Raw genomic sequence first — 16,299 nt, 5'->3', positions numbered from 1 at the left:
GTGGGGTCGAGCGCGGATCGAGGAGAGGAGGGGTCAGTCGTACCGGGCCTCCGCGGCCCACTCCCCGTCGCGGCAGAGCAGGAGCCAGGCGGTGCCGGCCGCGTCGACGACCTGGAACCGGTCGTAGCGCGTGGCCGTCCTCGCGTCCCACCACCGCTCGTCCACGGGCCAGGGGCCGGCCCAGCCGCTGATGGGTTCGAGCCGTGCCTGCGAGGTCCCGAGCGCGAAGTAGACGGGGACGGAGACGAGCGCGCCGCGATCGTCCACCGACACGGGCTCGCCCCGCGGGCCGCGCACCAGGGCCGCGGAGGGCTCGGTGAACACCGTGGGAGGCAGGGGCGGCGGGAGCGAGCCCGGCCAGGGCAGCTCCTTGGGCCGGGCGTCCCCGGGCTCCCGATCGCCCCAGGGCACGAGGTGCTGCCGGTCGCGGAGCGCCCGGCCGCCCCCGATCGACGCGGTCACGACCGCCTCGTGCCCGAGCATGCTCTGCACCCGACTCAGGCCGTGGTGGACCCGCTCCTCGGGTGCGGTGCCCCAGAGTCCCTGCTCGTGGTTGCCGATCGCATCGACGGCCTCGGGCTCGACTCCGATGCGGGCGATCGGGGAGCGCAGGCCGGTGTCGATCGCTCCGCTGCCCTGCAGCTGCCAGCGCACCCGGTCGAGGACGTCTCCCGGGGTGAACCAGCGCGGGTGCAGCCAGGTGCGGGACGAGAGCTCGCCGCGATCACTGGTGACGTCGATGCGGATCGCCGTGGCCACCAGCTGCGATCGGGTGAGGCCCGCGACGAACTCCTCCGCCGCGATGCGGAAGGCGAAGGCGGCCTGGTCGATGCGGTCGAGCGGGGGCTCGAACTCGAGGAACCTGTCGAGCCTCTCGGGGGGCAGCCGCGGGACGACGGCCTCCGTCTCGGCTCCTCGGGCGAGGAGGTGGGAGCGCGCGCCCTCGGGACCGAACCTGGCCGCGACGTCCTCGGCCGGCAGCGCGGCGAAGGCTCCGAGGGTGCGCACCCCGAGCCGGCGCAGGAGCGTCACCAGATCCTCGCCCCGCACCGGCTTCGCACGGACGACGGCTGCTCCGACGGCCTCCGTGCCGAGCGCCTCCAGGGGCAGCGGTGCGAGGAACTCCGCGGTGGCTCCGGCCGCCACGATCGCGACCGGCTCACCCGAGTGCTTGGCGGCGAGCTCCGAGGCGAAGAGCCCGTCGGCGATGCCGATGCGGGCGCGCTCGACCCCGAGCCCGGCCAGGCGGCGGAGGATCGCCTCGGCGGCGGACTGCTCGCTCCCGTAGTAGCGGCGGGGGCCTCGAGCGCGGATCGCGCACAGCCCGGGGCGGATCAGCTGGACACCGGGCGTGATCTCCTCCAGAGCCTGCACGAGCGGTTCGAAGGCGCGGTGATCGAGGACCGGGTCGTAGGGCAGGACGGTCAGGCCCGTGCAGCGCGACTGCGCCTCGCGGATCCGCATGCCCCGTCGCACGCCCTCGGAGCGTGCCGCCGGGGAGCAGGCGAAGACGCGGCTCTTCTCGGTGAGCGCCAGCGGCGCCTCGGGCGGCAGGCCTGCGTCTCCCGCTGCGGCGAGCAGCGGCCAGTCCGGGCACCACACGAGGATCGTGCGGCGCAGCTCGGGTGCGGTCGCCATCTAGACCGCCTGCTCTCGCAGGCGCGAGCGCTCGTCGAGCACTCCGAAGGCCGGATCCGCTCCCGGCATGCTCATCCGGACCGTGCGGACCCGGGTGCCGGCTCGACCGACCACATCGACCAGGGCCTCCCGGGAGCGCAAATAGCCGTGGCCGGCCCCGAGCCCCTCCCACCGGTTGCTGCGGATGCTGAGCCGGGCCTCGGCCTGGGGCCATTCGCCGAGGACGACGAGAGCGGCACCCCGCTGGCGCAGCCGGGCGCCGAGTCGGGAGACGTCGGCCGAGGAGACCGAGGCGGGCGGGCGGGTCAGGACGACCGTGAGGACGTCGACGAGAGCCGCCGTGACGGTGAGCCAGTGCTCGGCCGGCGACGGCACGAGCACCAGCCGCTCGAGATCGATGCCGATGCCCGCCGCGGCCTCGGCTCCGAACTCGGGCACGCCGACGACCCCGCACCAGGCGCCCTCCGCCGAGGGGCCGGCGAGCAGCCCCATCGCCAGGCTCAGCGACCCGTCGACGGAGTACGCGGCTCCCTGCTTCAGGGTTCCGCCGGGCAGCGCCGCGGCGAAGGCGGGCAGGGTGGCCAGGCTCTTCGTCTCGAGCGTCGTCGCCTGCATGTCGCGGATGCGCGACTGCAGCTCCTTCACCGAGGCGAGCTGTCGCAGCAGCGGCTCCGCAGCCTCGGCCGTCCCCTCGGAGAGGGTGGAGGAGGAGGCTGTCATCTGCCCATGTTCGAACATGTGTTCGAGTATGTCAATCGCCACCGACATCCGCGGCGGGGTCCTCGAAGACTACGTCCGAGCACCGTCATCGGCACCTGTGGAGGACCGGCGGAGGCCTCGGGGACCGGCGGGAAGACCACCCGCTCTACCATGGGGGCCATGCCCGACGCACTGCCCGATCCCGACACCGCCGCCGCCTCCGCTACCGAGCAGGCCGCCCCGCCGCGCAGGCGCACCCTGGTGGTCAAGATGGGCTCCAGCTCGGTGACCAAGCAGTCCGGACCCGATCCCGTCCTGCTCGCGAACGCGCTCGAGAGCGCCTTCACCGCGCGCGGTCTCGGCTGGGACGTCGTGCTCGTCTCCTCCGGCGCCGTGTCCTCGGGCCGCGCCCTCTTCGCCCGCTCCCAGGACGAGCCGATCAGCTCCCGGCTGGCCGCCGCCGTCGGCCAGACCGTGCTCATGGGCTTCTACCGCTCGGTCGCCGAGCTCTCCGGCGCTCTCGTCGCCCAGATCCTGATCGGCGAGTCCGACCTCGCGTCGCCCCGCCAGATGTCCCACGTCGCGGAAGCGATCCGCCACGCCCTCGACGCCGGCGTCGTCCCCATCGTGAACGGCAACGACACCATCGACTCCGCGGGGTCCGACAACGACGGGGTGGCCGGCGGCCTGGCGATGCTCCTCGGAGCCGATCTCCTGCTCCTGCTCACCGACGTGCCCGGCGTCTTCGCCGGCAGCATCGCGGAGGGCGTCCACCTCGACGAGCTGGGCATCGCGGAGCTGCGCGGAATCGGCGTGCAGAAGGGCGGCACCGGCCGGGGCGGCATCCGCTCCAAGCTCAAGGCCGCCGAGCTCGCCGCCCACAACGGCGTCTCGACGCGCATCGCCGGCGCTCGGACCCCCGACGTGATCCTGGGCGCGATCGACGGGCCGGGCCCCGGCACCCTCGTCCGCGCGGTGCACGGGCACCCCGGTGTGGAGCAGCGCTGGATCTCGGGTGTGGCCACGGCGCGGGGGCGCGTCGAGATCAACCTCGAGGCCGAGCGGAGCATCGACTCGGGCTCCAGCCTCTTCGCCTCGGGCATCAAGCGGGTGTCGGGCGATTTCAGCGGGGGAGACGTCATCGAGGTGCGGGCCCTGAGCGGCGAGCTCCTCGCCCGCGGAGTGACCAGGGTCTCCTCCCGCCTGCTCACGCTGGTGCGGGCCCTGCGCGTCGACGAGATCGCCCGCGTCTTCGTCGCGGTCCTCGCCCACGCCGCAGCGGGAGGCGCGCAGGCGGCCGCCGTCGACGGCGAGCGCCCCCAGCTCGCCCGGGCTCTGGAGTACACCCGCGGGCTCTCCTCCGAGCACGCTCGCGCCGTCGCGATGGAGATCGTCGGACTGTTCCCGGCAGAGAGTATCTCGGCGCTCCTGGGGCTCGGAGCGGAGGAGGGCGAGCTGGTCGAGCGCTACACGCGCCTCGTGCGCACCCTCGCCATCGTCGAGAACCAGCACTTGTCGGTGTTCAAGGACTGAGCCTCGAGGCGACGCTTCACGCCAGGGCCGCAGGTCATTCCACGCCACGGCGTCATGATCGCGGCTCTCGCGTGTCTCTCTGGTGACGGCGCCGAATCCGGGTGCCCCGATCGATCGGACCACCATGAGCCCCACCTCCTCGCCCTTCCCCTACCCCTCCGACGAGCGGATCACCGTCGAGGGCTTCGAGACCGGGCGCCTGCTGCGGCGTCTCGACCTGCTCGAGGAGTCGATCGCCGCGAGCGAGCGGGCTCTGCGCGGATCGATCGACCCCGCCTCCGGCGAGTGCCGCCCGGCAGCCCGGGGCGGGCACCGCGAGCAGATCCTGAGCAACCTGGCGGTCGAGCGGGCCCTCGCCGAGACGATCCGGAGTGCGCTCGCGTCGCGCCGCTGAGGCGTCGCTCGCCCGGCGGATCGAGGCGGTGGGGAGGCGGATGGGGCACCATGGCCCCATGGTCACCCTCACCGTCGCCGGCACCGCGCAGCACTTCCATCCCGCAGAGCGGGGCACCGTCCGCCTCGAGATCCGCCGGGAGTCGCGTTCGCGCTCGGCCGTGCTCGCCGAGGTCGTCTCGCTGCACGCGACCGTGCGCGATCAGGCCCGATCGGAGCAGCAGTCCGGAGCGGCGACGTGGTGGTCGGCCGACCAGGTCTCGGTCTCGACCGTCCGCCGGTTCCTCAAGGACTCCGACGTCGCCGAGGTCTTCCACGTCGCGGCCGCGAGCGCGAGGGTGAAGTACCGCGACTTCGACGCCCTCGGCCGCTGGGTCTCGTCCGTGTCCGAGCTGCCCGGCGTGGTGATCTCGGGCGTGGAGTGGGCGCTGACCGCCGACCACCGTGCAGCCCTCGAGCGCGAGGTCCGCGTGGCGGCCGTGAAGGATGCGCAGGAGCGCGCGTCGGCCTATGCGTCGGCCCTCGGTCTCAGTGAGGTGCGCGTGCTCACGCTGTTCGAGCCGGGCCTCCGTCCGAACACCGCGAACTCAGGAGGGGGCCACGGTGCGATGAGCCGGATGGCCGCCTTCAGCTCCCAGGAGGAGCCGCTCGCCCTCAAGCCCGAGGACATCGAGGTCTCCGCCTCGATCTCCGCGGATTTCGAGGCGCTCTGACGGGAGCTCCCGGCGGCCGCAGGGAGTGACGACGGCGCCTCTGCGAGATGTGCAGCGGCTCGTCGGGAGGACCGGGTCATTCCCCAGGCGCCGACTGCTGGAGTTCCGCCCACGTACGGGCGGACAGGCCGAAGAGGTCGATGAAGCCGGTGGCGCTGGTCTGATCGAAGCGCGATCCGGAACCGTAGGTGACGAGCGCCTTCTGATACAGGGGCCGCGGTGCGCTGCGTCCGACGGTCACGGCCTTCCCTGCGAGCAGCTTCATCCGGATCGTCCCGGTGACCGCCTGCTGGGTGTGCTCCACGAAGGCGTCGAGCGCCGCACGGAGCGGCCCGTGCCAGAAGCCGTCGTACACCAGCCGGCCGTACACCGTATCCAGCTTCCGCTTCTCGGTCAGGACCTCGGGAGGCAGCACGAGCGTCTCCAGCTCGGCGTGAGCCGCGAGCAGCACCGTCATCGCCGGCGCCTCGTACAGTTCCCGCGAGAGGACGCCGACGACCCTGTTCTCGAGCATGTCGATGCGGCCGATCCCGTGTGCTCCAGCACGCTCGTTCAACCGCTGCACGAGGTCGAACGGGGACATCTCCCGGCCGTCGAGCGCCGTGGGCCGACCTCGTTCGAACCGGATGTCGACGTATTCGGCGATGTGGGGTGCGTTCTCCACCGCTGTCGTCAGGGCCCGGACATCCTCGGTCGGCTCCCAGTCGAGGTCTTCGAGAGGACCTGCCTCGACATTGCGACCGAGCACGTTGAGATCGATGGCCCACGGGCGCTCCTGAGAGACGTGGGGAGGTATGCCGTACGTCTCCGAGTAGGCGATCGTTTCCGCTCGCGTGAAGGGCCACACTCGTGCAGGCGCCAGGATGACGAGGTCGGGGTTCTTCAGTGCGATCCCCAGGTCCATCCGGACCTGATCGTTGCCTTTGCCGGTCGCGCCGTGCGCGACGGCATCGCAGCCGGTCCTCGCCGCGGTGTCGACGAGCAGCTCCGCAATGAGAGGTCTGCCCAGAGCCGAGGCGAGAGGGTAGTGCAGCTCGTGCACCGCGTTGGCCGCAAGCGCGCGGAAGCCGTACTCCTCGACGAACCTCTCCTTGACGTCGATGATGATCGAATCGTCAGCACCGGCGAGAAGGGCCTTGCGTCGGATCGGCTCGAGTTCGTCCCCCTGACCCAGATCCGCGGCCATGGCCACGATGTAGTCGCACCCCATCGCGTGTCGGAGGTAGGGGATGCACGCAGTGGTGTCGACTCCGCCCGAGTATGCGAGCACGACCCGCCGTCCGGCCGTCACGATCCGCTCCTCTCGCTCAGGGTGCTGCGATCGGGCCGGAGTGCGTCGGTCCGTCGTCGCAGATCCTGCACGGCTCGAGCAACGAGGGCGGGAGCGGTTCCCCCTGTCGAGGTGCGCCGCGAGAGAGCGTGCTGGAGGTCGAGGACGCTGGTCGGGATCCCTTCGAGCGCGGGTGAGTACGCGACGATCGATCCCGCGTCGATCTCATGCAGTTCGAGCCCCTCCTGCTCGAGTGCCGACACGAGGGAAGCGACGACTCCGTGCGCTTCCCGGAAGGAGAGGCGCCGTTGCTCCACGAGCCAATCGGCGATCTCGGTCGCAAGTGCTCCACCGCGTGCGGCATCCCGTCTCATCCGCTCTCGATCGAACTCGAGCCCCTCCACGAGTGCCGTCATCGTCCGCACGCAGAGATCGATCGTGTCGGCGGCGTCGAAGACCGGCTCCTTGTCCTCCTGCATGTCTCGGCTGTAGGCGAGCGGCAGGCCCTTCATCACCACGAGAAGCGTCACGAGGTCGCCGACCAATCGTCCGGATTTCGCTCGGATCAACTCGGCGGCGTCCGGATTCCGCTTCTGCGGCATGATCGACGAACCCGCCGAGAGCCCCTCGGGAAGTCGCACGTACGCGAACTGCGTGGAACTCCAGATCACGAGCTCCTCGCTCAGACGGGACAGATGCATTCCGAGCGTCGCAGCCGCCTGGAGGAAGTCGAGCATGAAGTCCCGATCCGAGACCGCGTCGATCGAATTCCGCATCGGGCCGGCGAATCCGAGCGCAGAGGCTGTCGCTGCCGGATCGATCGAGTAGCCGGAGCCCGCGAGCGCTGCAGCTCCCAGCGGTGATTCGTCCGCCCGCTCCTCGGCGGCGGCGAAGCGCTTCCTGTCGCGGTGCAGCATCTCCGCGTACGCGAGCAGATGGTGTCCGATCGTCACGGGTTGGGCGCTCTGCAGGTGAGTGAATCCTGGCATCGGTGAAGCCGCTTCCTTCTCAGCTCGGTCGAGGAGCGCGTGAAGGAGTCCTTTCAGGAGGTCGTCCATCGTGCGAGTGGCCTGGCGCACTCAGAGGCGCGAGTCGAGCGCCACCTGATCGTTCCTCGAGCGAGCGGTGTGGAGCTTTCCCGCCACCGGTCCGACGAGCCGGTGCAGTCGAGCTTCGATGTTCATGTGGATGTCCTCGAGTGCACGGTCCGGTCGGAAGATGCCGGAGGCGACCTCGGCTTCGATGGTCCGAAGACCGCGCCGGAGGATCTCGGACTCCTGAGCAGTGACGATGCCCCTGTCGCCGAGCATGCGAGCGTGCGCGATCGAGCCCTCGAGATCGATCAGGGCGAGCCGCTCATCCACATCGATCGAGGCGTTGATCTCGAGGAGGAGAGGGTGGACGGCGCCGGTGAATCGATGCGCGCGCAGCGGATCAGAAGTGTCGTTCGTCGTGGATGCTGTCATGAGAAGTCCTTCCGTGGTCGTTGGTCGGAGGAGGTCAGGCTGGAGAGGGTGAAGTCGAATGAGCAGCCGTACCGCGCCCGCTTGCGCCGTATCTCGCGGCGCCGGTAAGAATCCGCTTTCCACTGGAGGGGGTAGAGAACGGAGAGGAACAGTCGACGCAGGAGTGGACGTCCTGGAAGATCGTGAGGCGTTCGGTGCACGGTGAATCCGTGGCGGAGGACCATGCGACGCATCGTGTCCTCGCAGAAGAAGAGGAGAAGGCGTCGCCCGTGAAGCTGCTCGATGATCTCCGAGAGGAGCCGAGGGCCGATCCCGCGACCGCGGTGGGTCTCACGCACGAAGAGGACCGCCACTTCGCTCCAGCCTCCGAGGAAGGCGTGCACGAGCGCCGCACCGACCACGTCGCCTGATCGGCGATCGAGCGCGACGAAAGTCTCGCGACGGCCGCACCACTCCTCCAGGCTGTAGCCGGTGATCGTGGTCGACGACCGGATCTCCTCGACGACGAGATGAGCTTCCGACCTGGTGAGAGGGCGGTGCTCGACGACCACCGATTCCAGATCTGCGCCGATCCGCGCGCCGCTCATGACGCGACCGCGATCAGGGTCACAGCGCCTGCTGCCAGAACGAAGCCCGCAGCCTGCCCGATGCCGATCCGCTCTCGGATCACCACGACGGCGAGTGCGACGGTGACGGCGGGATAGAGCGCGATCAGCACGCTCACGATCGACAGCATCCCTCCTCGGAAGGCCGAGAGCATCGTCACGTTCGCGACGACGTCGAGGAGGCCGATGCCGACGACGAGGAGCAGCATCCGGCCGCGCAGGACGCCGGTCGGCCGGACGAGCACTGCGCCGGCCAGGACGAGGGCGGATGCGGTCACCCGCGCGGCGACGAGGGGCCACAGACCAGAAGCGCTGTCGATGCGGTCCGTGAAAACGAAGCTGAGGGCGAAGCACGTGCCGGCGCCGAGAGTCAGGAGGGCGACGCGCCGAGTGAATCGGCGGCCGTCCCGCGCCGGAGCGGACTCGCGACTCACGAGGACGATCGCGACGATCGCCAGCAGAACGCCGACGCCCGAGACCATCGACGGCCGTTCGCCGAGAGCGAGTCCGACAGCGACAGGCACGCCGGCCACCAGGACCGCGGTCAGCGGGGAGACGATGCTCATGGGTCCCTCTGCGAGGGCGAGGTAGAACCACCACATCGCGACCGCCATGACGGCTCCGGAGGCGGCTCCCCACAGGAGCGAGGAGCCGCTGGGCGACCCTCCTGCAAGGGGAGCGATCACCGCGATGACGACGGCCGAGACCGGATACGACACCAGGATGACGCGCAGAGCGGCGACGCCGCGAGAGGCGAACCCGCCGAGGAAGTCGCTGACGCGGTAGGCCACGGCGGAGGTGAGGGCGAGGAGAAGGGAGGTCAACCTGTGTTCCTGTCGGTCGATGCGACGAGTGATGAGCATGGCTCACATCAAAGGAGACCATACCGGGATGGTGGTCGTCCGAGCGGCTCGTGCCAGCGACTGTAGGAAGCCTCGCGAGCGGTCGGGAAGCGCGGGAGTGGAACTGTGGAGAATCCGGGGATGGCCGCGGGTGTGAGGGCGGTAGTGACCGGTCGGCGGAGGTCTGAGGAATACCCCGGCCCTCTCCGACGCTGAAGCACGCATGGTCTCGCGCATCGGCTTCCTCTCCTTCGGTCACTACCAGTCGGTTCCGGGGTCGATGACGCACACCGCGCGCGACGTCCTGCTGCAGACCATCGAGCTCGCCGAGGCGGCCGAGGAGATCGGGCTGGACGGTGCCTATGTCCGGGTGCACCACTTCGCGCCGCAGCTCGCCTCGCCCTTCCCGCTCCTGGCGGCCATCGCCGCGCGGACCCGCCGGATCGAGATCGGCACCGGCGTCATCGACATGCGCTACGAGAACCCGCTCTACATGGCGGAGGAGGCGGCGGCGACCGACCTCATCTCGGGCGGCAGGCTCGAGCTCGGCGTGAGCCGGGGATCGCCCGAGACCGCTCTGCGCGGCTCGGAGGCCTTCGGGTTCGTGCCGCCCGAGGGCATGACCGACGCCGATCTGGCCCGGCACAAGGTCCAGCTCTTCCGCGAGGCGCTCGCCGGCGCGCCCGTCGCCCAGTCCGATCCGGCGATGACGCGTCAGTCGATCCCGCTGTCGATCGAGCCGCGCTCGCCGGGGCTCGAGGACCGCATCTGGTGGGGAGCGGGCAGCTTCGCCACCGCGCGCTGGGCGGCAGAGCAGGGGATGAACCTGCAGTCCTCGACGCTCCTCCTCGAAGAGGAGGGGATCCCCTTCGACGAGCTGCAGGCCCGGCAGATCCGCGAGTACCGCTCCGCCTGGGCCGACGCCGGCTGGCAGCGCGAGCCGCGCGTCTCCGTCTCGCGCAGCGTCCTGCCGATCACCAGCGAGCTCGACCGCCTCTACTTCGGCGGCCGCGGGGGAGAGGACCAGGTCGCGTCGCTCGAGGGGGTCGCGGCCCGCTTCGGCCGCAGCTACACGGGCGAGCCCGATCTGATCGCCGCGGAGCTGGCCGCCGACGTCGCGGTGCAGGAGGCGGACACGCTCCTCCTGACGGTCCCCAATCAGCTCGGCGTCGAGTACAACGCCCGGCTCCTGCAGACGATCGCGGAGTCCGTCGCCCCGGCGCTGGGCTGGACATCCGCTCGGGTGGTCACCGCGTCCTGACGCGGGGACGGAGGAGGCGATGAGACTCGCGGATACGGCGGCAGCGGTCGCGGCGACGGCGGCAGGGGCGGCCGCGCTCGGCGTCCTGCTCGCCCGCCGGGTGGTGCTCCCCGGCCGGCCGCGGTTCGTGCGCCTCCACTCGGCGACCGCGACCACGGTGGTGCTCGACGCCGACTCCTCGACCGTGCGCCCGGGGACCTTCGGACTCTGGTCCCCCGAGCGCGACGGACACCTGCGCGTGGGAGCGGTCCTCCGCCGCGATGAGACGCGGAACCGGGTGGAGCGGGAGGTCCTCACCTCCACGGGTCTACCGCTCCGAGCCGGTCCGGTGCGCTGGACGGGCCACGTCTTCGCCGGCCCCTCGGAGGTCGACCCGGGGGTCCTCACCGTCGAGCTCGCCGTGCCAGGAGGGGCTGCTCCGGCCTGGCTGCTCTCCGGTTCCGACGTCTGGTTCGTGCACGTGCACGGCATCCGGACGAGCAGGGTCACCGCCCTGCGATCGGTGCCGGTCGCCCAGCACCTCGGCGCCACGTCGATCGTCCCCTCGTTCCGGGGGGACGGCGACGGTCCGGATGTTCCCCGGGGCGCCTCCACCCTCGGGCAGACCGAGTGGAGGGACGTCGATGCAGCGCTGCAGTACGCCGTCGCGCACGGCGCACGGTCGCTCGTCCTCGTCGGCTGGTCTCTGGGAGCTCAGATCGCGCTGCTGCTCGCCGAGCGCTCCCCGCACCGGGGGCGCATCGCGGGTCTCGTGCTCGTCTCCCCGGCGACCGACTGGCGCGGAGCGATCCGCCACGGCGCCCGACGCGCGGGTCTGCCGGTCGTCGCGGCTCGTCTTGCGGAGTGGGCGCTCGGCGATCCGATCCTGCATCGTCTCGTCGGACTCGCGGAGCCGATCGATCTCGACGCTCTGGACTGGGTCTCGGGGCTGCGGGTCGAGGTGCCGACTCTCGTCCTGCACTCGGTCGGGGATCCGGAGGTGCCGTTCGCCCTCACCGAGCGGTTCGCCGCGGCGAACCCCGGCGTCGTCGAGGTGGTCGCCTTCCCTGATGCCGCACACGGCGGCGAGTACAACCTGGATCCCGAGAGGTTCGACCGCGCCGTGAGCGAGTGGGCGGTGCGCACGATCCCGACGGAGTGATGCCGCCGCCGGACGAACCGCCTCGCCGCCGCAGGAACCGCCTCGCCGCCGCACGGACCGCCTCATCCGGCCGACGAACCGCACCCGGGAACGACGAAATCCCCGCCTCTCCGAGGAGAGACGGGGATTTCCTTCTGTGTCCGAGGGGGGACTTGAACCCCCACGCCCTATACGGGCACTAGCACCTCAAGCTAGCGCGTCTGCCATTTCCGCCACCCGGACGAGTGTTGCTTTCCGACCTGCGTTTCCGCGGCCGAAGAAGACATTAGCACGGTTTCAGAGGGGTGGATGACACCGCGCAGGGAGGCCCCCGCCGGTAGCGTGGGGACATGACCAGCGCCTCCGCCTCCTCCGTCCCCGAGCAGGATCTCGACGAGACCGCGCTGATCGCGCGCGACCTCATCCGCTTCGACACGAGCAACTACGGCGAGGGCCGAGCGGAGCCCGAGCGGGAGGCCGCCGAGTACGTCGCCTCGCACCTGCGCGATCTCGGCCTCGAGCCGGTGCTCCTGGACTCCGACCCCGGCCGCACCAGCGTGGTCGCCCGGGTCGCGGGGGAGGACCGCGACCGCGGCGCGCTCGTCGTCCACGGCCACCTCGACGTCGTCCCGGCGATCGCCGAGGACTGGAGCGTCGATCCGTTCGGCGGAGTGATCAAGGACGGCATGCTCTGGGGTCGAGGCGCCGTCGACATGAAGAACATGGACGCGATGATCCTCGCCTCCCTCGGCGACGTGCTGCGCTCCGGTCGGCGCCCGTCGCGGGACCTCGTCATCGCGTTCTTCGCCGACGAGGAGGCGGGCGGTGTCCGCGGATCCGGTCACCTCGTGAAGACGCGCCCCGACCTGTTCGCCGGCGCCACCGAGGCGATCAGCGAGGTCGGCGGCTACTCCATCGACCTCGACGGGACGCGCGCCTACCTCGTGCAGACCGGCGAGAAGGCGCTCCTGTGGCTGAAGCTCCGGGCGCGCGGCACCGCCGGGCACGGCTCGCAGATCAACCGCGAGAACGCGGTGACCCGCCTCGCCGAGGCGATCGCGCGCATCGGCAGCGAGGAGTGGCCGACCCGCCTCACCGACACCACGCGGGAGCTCCTCGGCGAGGTCGCCCGCATCCTCGGCCGCGACCCCCAGCGCAGCACTCCGGAGGAGCTCGCGATCGCCACCGGAACCGCCTCGCGCTTCATCGCGGCGACGCTGCGCACCACCGCGAACCCCTCGATGCTGAGCGCCGGCTACAAGGCGAACGTGATCCCCGAGTTCGCGGAGGCGGTCGTCGACGTCCGCGTGCTGCCGGGCGAGGAGGACGCGGTGCTCGAGCGGATCCGCGAGCTCGCGGGCGAGCACATCGAGATCGAGGTGCAGCACCGCGACATCGGACTCGAGGTCCCCTTCGCCGGCCCTCTCGTCGAGAGCATGGCCGCGTCCCTCCGGCGCTTCGACCCCGACGCGGAGGTGCTGCCCTACCTGCTCTCCGGAGGGACCGACAACAAGGCCCTCTCGACGCTCGGCATCACCGGCTACGGCTTCGCTCCGCTGCAGCTGCCCGGGTCGCTCGACTTCCCGGCGCTGTTCCACGGGGTCGATGAGCGGGTTCCGCTCGACGCACTAGTCTTCGGGAGGAAGGTCCTGACCGATCTGCTCCTGCGATCCTGAGGTCAGCCTCCCGACCGCCACCGACCGCCTGCTGGCCGACGACGCCCCAGCCCTCCTCGAAAGTGACGCATGGGCCTGCTCGAAGCGCTGATCCTGGGACTCGTCCAGGGTCTGACCGAATTCCTCCCCATCTCCTCCAGCGCCCACCTGCGCATCGTCAGCGAACTGCTGCCGGGGCTCGACGGCCGGGACACCGGAGCGGCGTTCACCGCCATCACCCAGCTGGGCACCGAGACCGCGGTCATCATCTACTTCTGGCGCGACATCGTGAAGATCGTCGGCAACTGGTGCCGGTCGCTCGTCGGCCGGGTGCCCCGCTCCGACCCGAACGCCCGGATGGGCTGGCTGATCATCATCGGCAGCCTCCCGATCATCGTGCTCGGCCTGATCTTCCAGGACGCGATCGAGACGACGCTCCGCTCGCTCTGGGTGGTCGCGACGACGCTGATCCTCTTCGGCATCCTGCTCGGCATCGCGGACCACGTCGGAGCGAAGAAGCGCCGTCTGCGCGATCTCAACGGCCGCGACGGCCTCATCTACGGAGGCGCCCAGGCGCTCGCGCTCATCCCCGGCGTCTCCCGCTCGGGCGGCACCATCACGGCCGGCCTCTTCATGGGCTACGAGCGCAAGGCCGCGGCGCGGTACTCGTTCCTCCTGGCGATCCCGGCCGTCTTCGGCAGCGGTCTCTACCAGCTCTACAAGAGCATCAGCGATCCCGAGGTGCTGCCCAACCAGATCCAGGTGGGCGGCATGGAGACGCTGGTCGCGACCATCGTCGCCTTCGTGGTCGGCTTCGTCGTGATCGCGTTCTTCATGGGCTACATCTCCCGCCGCAGCTTCCTCCCGTTCGTGATCTACCGGATCCTGCTCGGCGGCGTCCTCATGGTCGCGCTCAGCACCGGACTCATCGCGGCCTAGATGCGCGCCTGGAACTCCCCGTCCGTCCCCGCTCTCCCCGGCACCGGACCCGTGCCCCGCGTCCGCGACACCGCCACCGGCGGTCTCGTCGAACTCGCGGCCGAGGAGGGCACGGCCCGCCTCTACGTCTGCGGCATCACGCCCTACGACGCCACCCACCTCGGCCACGCCTCCACGTACCTCGCCTTCGACATCGTCCAGCGGCTGTGGCTCGATGCGGGTATCACCGTGGAGTACGCGCAGAACATCACCGATGTCGACGACCCGCTGCTCGAGCGCGCCACGGCGACCGGCGTCGACTGGCGCGAGCTCGCCGAGGAGCAGGTGGAGCTGTTCCGCGGCGACATGGCGGCGCTGCGCATCCTGCCGCCCGCCCACTACGTCGGCGTGACCGAGACGATCGAGCCGATCGCCGAGGCCGTCGCCCGTCTCGAGCGCGACGGCGTCGCGTACCGCGTGCCGGCCCCCGAGGGCGCGGCCGACGGCGCCGACGACCTCTACTACGACATCTCGGCGGCCGAGGGCGAGGTGTGGCACCTGGGCAGCGAGAGCGGGCTCGATCCGGTGACGATGGCCGAGCTCTTCGCGGCCCGCGGCGGCGATCCCGATCGTTCCGGCAAGCGGCACCCGCTCGATCCGCTGCTGTGGCGGGCGGAGCGACCGGGGGAGCCGGCGTGGGATTCCGCCGTCGGGCGCGGACGGCCCGGCTGGCACATCGAGTGCTCGGTGATCGCCCTCGACCGCCTCGGTCCCGACTTCACGCTGCAGGGCGGGGGCAGCGACCTCGTCTTCCCCCACCACGAGTTCAGTGCCGGGCACGCCGCGTCGCTCTCGGGCCGCCCGCTCGCCCGCGCGTACGCGCACGCGGGCATGGTCGCCTACGAGGGCGAGAAGATGAGCAAGTCGCTGGGCAACCTGGTGCTGGTCTCGCGGCTGCGCGCAGAGGGCACGGATCCGCGCGCCGTCCGTCTCGCGCTCCTCGCGCACCACTACCGCTCCGACTGGGAGTGGCTGCCCGAGGACCTGCCCGCCGCGATCGAGCGCCTGGAGCGGTGGGAGGCGTCGCTCGCCGAGTCGGGGACGGCGTCGGCCGTCGAGGTCCTCGCGCGCCTGCGCGCCGTCCTCCGGGAGGACATGGACACCCCCGGGGCACTCGCCCTCCTGGACGCCGTGGCGGCGACCGGGGTGGACGACCCGGCGCTGCTGCGCGACGCGGTCGACGCCCTCCTGGGAGTCAGGCTCGGCTGATCCGCTCGCGGGAGCGGGTCAGCGGGTCACGGGCGCCAGGGCTCCTCGCCGGAGCGCCCGTCGCCTCGGCGGCGCAGGTAGCGCTCGAACTCCTGCGCGATGGCCTCGCCGCTCGCCTCGGGGGAGTCGACGGTGTCGCGCGCCTGCTCGAGCTGCGCGATGTAGGCGGCCATCTCCTCGTCGTCGTTCGCGAGAGCGTCGATCCCGCGCTCCCACTCCTCGGCATCCTCGACCAGGTCGCCGCGGGGGATCACCAGGCCCACGACCTCCTCGAGCTTCTCCAGCAGCGCCAGCATCGCCTTGGGAGAGGGGGCGTTGTGCACGTAGTGCGGAACGGATGCCCAGATCGAGACGGCGGGGATGCCGACCTTCTGCGCGGCCTCGCCGATCACGCTGAGGATCCCCACCGGACCCTCGTAGCTCGAGCGCTCCAGATCGAGCTCGGAGCGCAGCTCGGCGTTCTCGCTCGACGCGAAGATCGAGATCGGCCGGGTGTGCGGGACGTCGGCGAGCATCGCGCCGAGGAACACGACGGAGGAGATGTCGATCGCGAGCATGGCGTCGACCACCTCCGCGGCGAAGCTCTTCCAGCTCCGCGACGGCTCGGTGCCGATCATCACGTAGAGGGCGCTCTCGGCGTCGACCGAGGTGTCGGCGGGTCCGAAGATCTGCGTGCCGGGCCACGCGAGGGTGCGTCGTCCGTCCTCGCCGATCGAGAGCATCGGACGGGTGTACTGGAAGTCGTAGTACTGCTCGGCGTCGACCGCGAACAGGGGCACGTAGTCGCCGTCGTCCTTGACGAGCCGGACGGCTCCGCTCGCGGCGTCTCCCGCGTCGTTCCAGCCTTCGAAGGCCACGACGAGGACGTTTCCCTTGATCACGTTCATAGGCACGATCTCCGCGTTCGGCTCGAGGTC

At 71.0% G+C, this 16,299-nt stretch carries 14 protein-coding genes, 1 tRNA gene and 1 pseudogene; 8 read left to right on the top strand and 8 right to left on the bottom strand.

Annotated features, from left to right (window positions below):
* Window positions 1-33 precede the first annotated feature (33 nt).
* Both IOC53_RS01245 and IOC53_RS01240 read right to left on the bottom strand, forming a co-directional pair.
* The gene (locus IOC53_RS01245; protein ID WP_207402579.1) at window positions 34-1,638 is read right to left on the bottom strand and encodes a DNA polymerase Y family protein; all 1,605 of its coding nucleotides are present in this window, start codon (window positions 1,636-1,638) and stop codon (window positions 34-36) included.
* Window positions 1,639-2,358 (bottom strand): hypothetical protein, encoded by a 720-nt coding sequence (locus IOC53_RS01240; protein ID WP_242682756.1) that lies wholly within the window; start codon window positions 2,356-2,358, stop codon window positions 1,639-1,641.
* 159 nt (window positions 2,359-2,517) lie between these two features.
* Between IOC53_RS01240 and proB the strand changes: the two genes are divergently transcribed.
* From proB to IOC53_RS01225, 3 genes are all read left to right on the top strand, one after another.
* Window positions 2,518-3,870 carry a glutamate 5-kinase gene (gene proB / locus IOC53_RS01235; protein ID WP_207402578.1) on the top strand — a complete coding sequence of 451 codons (1,353 nt, stop codon included), beginning with the start codon at window positions 2,518-2,520 and terminating at the stop codon, window positions 3,868-3,870.
* A 124-nt stretch (window positions 3,871-3,994) separates the two neighbouring features.
* A complete protein-coding gene (locus tag IOC53_RS01230; RefSeq protein ID WP_207402577.1) occupies window positions 3,995-4,264 on the top strand; it encodes a hypothetical protein in 270 nt (89 codons plus the stop codon).
* Between the two features lie 58 nt (window positions 4,265-4,322).
* Window positions 4,323-4,976 (top strand): SIMPL domain-containing protein, encoded by a 654-nt coding sequence (locus IOC53_RS01225; RefSeq protein ID WP_207402576.1) that lies wholly within the window; start codon window positions 4,323-4,325, stop codon window positions 4,974-4,976.
* 76 nt (window positions 4,977-5,052) lie between these two features.
* On the opposite strand, the gene IOC53_RS01220 is transcribed toward IOC53_RS01225, so the two are convergent.
* From IOC53_RS01220 to IOC53_RS01200, 4 genes and pseudogenes are all read right to left on the bottom strand, one after another.
* The gene (locus tag IOC53_RS01220) at window positions 5,053-6,246 is read right to left on the bottom strand and encodes an argininosuccinate synthase (protein WP_307786026.1); all 1,194 of its coding nucleotides are present in this window, start codon (window positions 6,244-6,246) and stop codon (window positions 5,053-5,055) included.
* A 17-nt stretch (window positions 6,247-6,263) separates the two neighbouring features.
* Window positions 6,264-7,712 (bottom strand): annotated as a pseudogene (gene argH / locus IOC53_RS01215) (argininosuccinate lyase).
* Window positions 7,709-8,299, bottom strand: coding sequence for a GNAT family N-acetyltransferase (locus tag IOC53_RS01205; RefSeq protein ID WP_207402572.1), 591 nt, complete (start codon window positions 8,297-8,299; stop codon window positions 7,709-7,711). The pseudogene argH and the gene IOC53_RS01205 overlap by 4 nt, the downstream one beginning before the upstream one ends.
* Window positions 8,296-9,141 carry an EamA family transporter gene (locus tag IOC53_RS01200; protein WP_207402571.1) on the bottom strand — a complete coding sequence of 282 codons (846 nt, stop codon included), beginning with the start codon at window positions 9,139-9,141 and terminating at the stop codon, window positions 8,296-8,298. The genes IOC53_RS01205 and IOC53_RS01200 overlap by 4 nt, the downstream gene beginning before the upstream one ends.
* A 241-nt stretch (window positions 9,142-9,382) precedes the next feature.
* On the opposite strand from IOC53_RS01200, the gene IOC53_RS01195 reads away from it, so the two are divergent.
* On the top strand, window positions 9,383-10,420 hold the full coding sequence (locus IOC53_RS01195) for an LLM class flavin-dependent oxidoreductase (protein WP_207402570.1): 1,038 nt from the start codon (window positions 9,383-9,385) through the stop codon (window positions 10,418-10,420).
* Window positions 10,421-10,439: 19 nt separating this feature from the next.
* A complete protein-coding gene (locus tag IOC53_RS01190; protein ID WP_207402569.1) occupies window positions 10,440-11,561 on the top strand; it encodes a S9 family peptidase in 1,122 nt (373 codons plus the stop codon).
* Window positions 11,562-11,698: 137 nt separating this feature from the next.
* Here IOC53_RS01190 and IOC53_RS01185 read toward each other — a convergent pair.
* Window positions 11,699-11,783, bottom strand: a tRNA-Leu gene (locus tag IOC53_RS01185).
* 107 nt (window positions 11,784-11,890) lie between these two features.
* Here IOC53_RS01185 and IOC53_RS01180 point away from each other — a divergent pair.
* The 3 genes from IOC53_RS01180 (at window position 11,891) to mshC (ending at window position 15,382) form a co-directional block, all read left to right on the top strand.
* Window positions 11,891-13,216 (top strand): M20/M25/M40 family metallo-hydrolase, encoded by a 1,326-nt coding sequence (locus tag IOC53_RS01180; protein ID WP_207402568.1) that lies wholly within the window; start codon window positions 11,891-11,893, stop codon window positions 13,214-13,216.
* A gap of 69 nt (window positions 13,217-13,285) precedes the next feature.
* Window positions 13,286-14,134 carry an undecaprenyl-diphosphate phosphatase gene (locus tag IOC53_RS01175; RefSeq protein WP_207402567.1) on the top strand — a complete coding sequence of 283 codons (849 nt, stop codon included), beginning with the start codon at window positions 13,286-13,288 and terminating at the stop codon, window positions 14,132-14,134.
* On the top strand, window positions 14,135-15,382 hold the full coding sequence (gene mshC / locus IOC53_RS01170; RefSeq protein WP_207402566.1) for a cysteine--1-D-myo-inosityl 2-amino-2-deoxy-alpha-D-glucopyranoside ligase: 1,248 nt from the start codon (window positions 14,135-14,137) through the stop codon (window positions 15,380-15,382). It begins immediately after the preceding gene.
* Window positions 15,383-15,408: 26 nt separating this feature from the next.
* Here the strand turns inward: mshC and IOC53_RS01165 are convergent, their stop codons facing one another.
* Window positions 15,409-16,269, bottom strand: a complete 861-nt coding sequence (locus IOC53_RS01165; RefSeq protein ID WP_207402675.1) for a proteasome assembly chaperone family protein — start codon at window positions 16,267-16,269, stop codon at window positions 15,409-15,411.
* Window positions 16,270-16,299 lie beyond the last annotated feature (30 nt).

Origin of the sequence: Rathayibacter sp. SD072 (assembly GCF_017355185.1) — a bacterium.
GTDB lineage: Bacteria > Actinomycetota > Actinomycetes > Actinomycetales > Microbacteriaceae > Rathayibacter.
Note: the sequence above shows the minus strand (reverse complement) of the source record. Positions and strands in the feature narration are given on the sequence as shown.

What these genes read in the sequence shown, in the direction of transcription:
- IOC53_RS01245 (WP_207402579.1), bottom strand. Translation starts at nt 1,638, where the DNA reads ATGGCGACCGCACCCGAGCTGCGCCGCACGATCCTCGTGTGGTGCCCG.
- IOC53_RS01240 (WP_242682756.1), bottom strand. Translation starts at nt 2,358, where the DNA reads ATGACAGCCTCCTCCTCCACCCTCTCCGAGGGGACGGCCGAGGCTGCG.
- proB (WP_207402578.1), top strand. Translation starts at nt 2,518, where the DNA reads ATGCCCGACGCACTGCCCGATCCCGACACCGCCGCCGCCTCCGCTACC.
- IOC53_RS01230 (WP_207402577.1), top strand. Translation starts at nt 3,995, where the DNA reads ATGAGCCCCACCTCCTCGCCCTTCCCCTACCCCTCCGACGAGCGGATC.
- IOC53_RS01225 (WP_207402576.1), top strand. Translation starts at nt 4,323, where the DNA reads ATGGTCACCCTCACCGTCGCCGGCACCGCGCAGCACTTCCATCCCGCA.
- IOC53_RS01205 (WP_207402572.1), bottom strand. Translation starts at nt 8,299, where the DNA reads ATGAGCGGCGCGCGGATCGGCGCAGATCTGGAATCGGTGGTCGTCGAG.
- IOC53_RS01195 (WP_207402570.1), top strand. Translation starts at nt 9,383, where the DNA reads ATGGTCTCGCGCATCGGCTTCCTCTCCTTCGGTCACTACCAGTCGGTT.
- IOC53_RS01190 (WP_207402569.1), top strand. Translation starts at nt 10,440, where the DNA reads ATGAGACTCGCGGATACGGCGGCAGCGGTCGCGGCGACGGCGGCAGGG.
- IOC53_RS01180 (WP_207402568.1), top strand. Translation starts at nt 11,891, where the DNA reads ATGACCAGCGCCTCCGCCTCCTCCGTCCCCGAGCAGGATCTCGACGAG.
- IOC53_RS01175 (WP_207402567.1), top strand. Translation starts at nt 13,286, where the DNA reads ATGGGCCTGCTCGAAGCGCTGATCCTGGGACTCGTCCAGGGTCTGACC.
- mshC (WP_207402566.1), top strand. Translation starts at nt 14,135, where the DNA reads ATGCGCGCCTGGAACTCCCCGTCCGTCCCCGCTCTCCCCGGCACCGGA.
- IOC53_RS01165 (WP_207402675.1), bottom strand. Translation starts at nt 16,269, where the DNA reads ATGAACGTGATCAAGGGAAACGTCCTCGTCGTGGCCTTCGAAGGCTGG.